This is a genomic window from Pseudomonas sp. P5_A2_2 (assembly GCF_054177685.1).
The window spans coordinates 1-2,467 of the sequence record NZ_JBGCUL010000684.1 but is presented as its reverse complement, the minus strand read 5'-3'; the positions used below and the strand labels follow the sequence as shown (position 1 = coordinate 2,467).

Annotated in this window: 4 protein-coding genes; all 4 read right to left on the bottom strand. The window is 53.5% G+C overall.

What is annotated here, in order from left to right; genetic code table 11:
- The coding region (locus ACXRVY_RS24210; protein ID WP_458238445.1) for an endonuclease/exonuclease/phosphatase family protein at window positions 1–781 on the bottom strand (781 nt) is incomplete at its 3' end.
- 160 nt (window positions 782–941) lie between these two features.
- Window positions 942–1,460, bottom strand: a complete 519-nt coding sequence (locus tag ACXRVY_RS24205; protein ID WP_457265734.1) for a lysis protein — start codon at window positions 1,458–1,460, stop codon at window positions 942–944.
- Entirely contained in the window at window positions 1,457–1,882 is a 426-nt protein-coding gene (locus ACXRVY_RS24200) for a cell wall hydrolase (RefSeq protein ID WP_458238444.1), read from the bottom strand. The genes ACXRVY_RS24205 and ACXRVY_RS24200 overlap by 4 nt, the downstream gene beginning before the upstream one ends.
- 62 nt (window positions 1,883–1,944) lie before the next feature.
- Window positions 1,945–2,310 carry a phage tail protein gene (locus ACXRVY_RS24195; protein ID WP_457265736.1) on the bottom strand — a complete coding sequence of 122 codons (366 nt, stop codon included), beginning with the start codon at window positions 2,308–2,310 and terminating at the stop codon, window positions 1,945–1,947.
- Window positions 2,311–2,467 lie beyond the last annotated feature (157 nt).

Here is a 2,467-nt window from a genome sequence, read left to right as displayed (position 1 = left end):
GCCAAGGTGTGTGCCCCATAAAAGCTGAAGAGACAATTATCTGATCAAAAGTGAACCACTTTGTGACATGCGAACTCGCCTTATAATAATAAGTTCCATGACAAGGAGACAACTTTCCATTGCGACTATAGGGTTGAATCCCACCTAAACTACGCCAAAATGGGTTATAAAGAATAAATGGTTCTTCAACAACTACGCGCCTATCTCTAGTGGCGACCAACTTATCATATATAGGCTTATCAAAAGGCTCGTCATTATAATCGCCCATCAAAATCACTTTAGCGTCATAGCCTTCTTCTTTAAAAACGGTATCTATGTCCGCTCTCAAAGCGTAACCAAGTTCATCCCGCCCCAGTTCTGGACGAGATCGCCTACTGGGCCAGTGAGACACATAAAAATAAAATCGCTCCTCACTACCTACAACCTTAAACTCCAGCCTAACTGCGACCCTTAAATTGCCAGAATAGTGAGGATGGACAATATTCTTACTTTCAATAAGCTCTAATTTATCCGAGCGATAAAAAACAGCAATATCAAAAATTATCCTCCCTTCCTTGCCGGTTATACTTATGGACTCGAAGCCCGATCTCAAAAAAGATCTACCTAACGCCCGTACAAACGAATCAGAAACCTCTCCAAATGCTACCAAATCGAGTTCCAGTAGTTCTTCTAGGTGGCAAAACAAGAACCACGGACGAAGGACAGTTGCGATATCGGGCTCTTTCGCAGATGCAACTGGCGGTTTAAGACCGACATTCCACCAAGCGAACGTTATATTCATTAAAACTTCCCTAGCACGTCATCAGTCCGCCTTGCAGCGCCACAATGTACTACGACGCTCCCCTAGTGACAAAACAAACTTTCTCTTCCCATGCCCCCCTCAAAGCCTATAGGCTGACGCATGTGAAAATACAACTTGTTCATAATCAGATCACACAATGCTATCTGCGCGTTAACTCTCGAACAAAACCTTGGCACGCCGCCAGTGCGATCAATCCTCGGTCGCCGGTGTCGGTGATGGCGACAATTCGTTGAGCATACGCTGGGTCAAGTCGGGCGCGTGTTCTTCCATGAACCACGCCGCCGGCGCCGGTACCGGCTGACACTGCACAGCCACCGGCTGAATCCGTGGCGTCGAGGAGGACTGACAGCCGCAAATCAGCAGTGGCAAGGCGATCGCGCAAACGAGCCTGGTCTTTCTGTGCATTGGTCAAAGTCTCGTGGTGGGATTGGTCACTGGCCGAAAGGCGCTGCTCGAGTGCGAGGCGCTTGTCCTGATCGGTGCGGATCTGGGCGGCGGCAGCATTGCTGATGGCGATGAGGTCGTTCTGATGCAGGCCGGCCTGCTCGGCGAGTTGCTTGCCGTAGCGCCAGTCCTGCACCTTCCATACGCTGGCGACAGTGATCAGCAGCAGCGCCAGCGCCCCCACCATCGCCAACTTGAGCGCAGCCGGGTTCATGGCACATCCGTGAAGAAGACGTGATGCCCGAGCGCCAGCGTCTGTGTGGCGCCTTTCACCCAGACCGGCGGCCTCGGCATGGTGGTCGCGTAGTAATGGGTGGCACCGCCGGTGGGATCCAGCACCCTTCCATCGATTACCTGGTCAGCGGCAATCCGCACCTGCGCGAGCTCACGGAAGGGAATCTGCTTGGCGCCACTSAGGTAKGCGAAGTTCGGATCGYTCYTGTTCCAGCARCTGAACTGGTACGGYWTCTGGCACACRCCGSCATAGCCCTCYCCCCACCACGACTTGGCCTTGCCRTCGTTCACSCGGTTGCGGATGGTCCAGGCCACGGCGAYCTGGCCGGCCAGGGATTCGCCGCGGGCCTCGCTCCACAATGTTCGGGCGAGGATGTCGCGGTCTCTCTCGGATACGGTCATCACTTTTCTCCAGGCAAAAAAAATCCCGCTCGATGGCGGGTGCGTTGTGCGGTGGCTGCGTGTTACATCACGTCGGCAGCTATCGACTCGGGGGCTGCAACGATCTCGGGAATCGCAGGCTCGGCAGGCCAGATCGGTGCGGCGTACCAGGTCGGCTGAACGGTAACCTTGCCCAGGGAAAACTTGTAACCCTTCCAGGCTTTCAGATTAAGCAACAACGCCGAGTGCTCGGCTTCATCTTCTTCTGTCGCATCGCCGGCGTCGATGCCGTAACCGATCGTTTCGACACGGTCTTGAATGCGGGTGATCTGCAGCACCGCTCTGGCATTCTTTGCGGCCAGCTCTGCATTGGCTTCGGCCAGTTGCGCAGCCTGTGCAGTGGCGTCCTTCATGGCTTTGGTGATCAGCTGGGACCAGTCGATACTCATGTTGGCAGCTCCACTTTTCCATCAGTTGTTACAATAATTGGTTTTGGAAATCGGACTGCTTCAGATGCGTCGAATCCATGAGGTAAGAGTAACGTAAGCTCAATCTGGCCATCTTTCCTTGTTACATCTCCGATTAGCCACGGATTCTCTACAGCAC

Bases quoted from the DNA above. Each gene is read 5' to 3' on its own strand.
- ACXRVY_RS24205 (WP_457265734.1), bottom strand. From the start codon at position 1,460: ATGAACCCGGCTGCGCTCAAGTTGGCGATGGTGGGGGCGCTGGCGCTG.
- ACXRVY_RS24195 (WP_457265736.1), bottom strand. From the start codon at position 2,310: ATGAGTATCGACTGGTCCCAGCTGATCACCAAAGCCATGAAGGACGCC.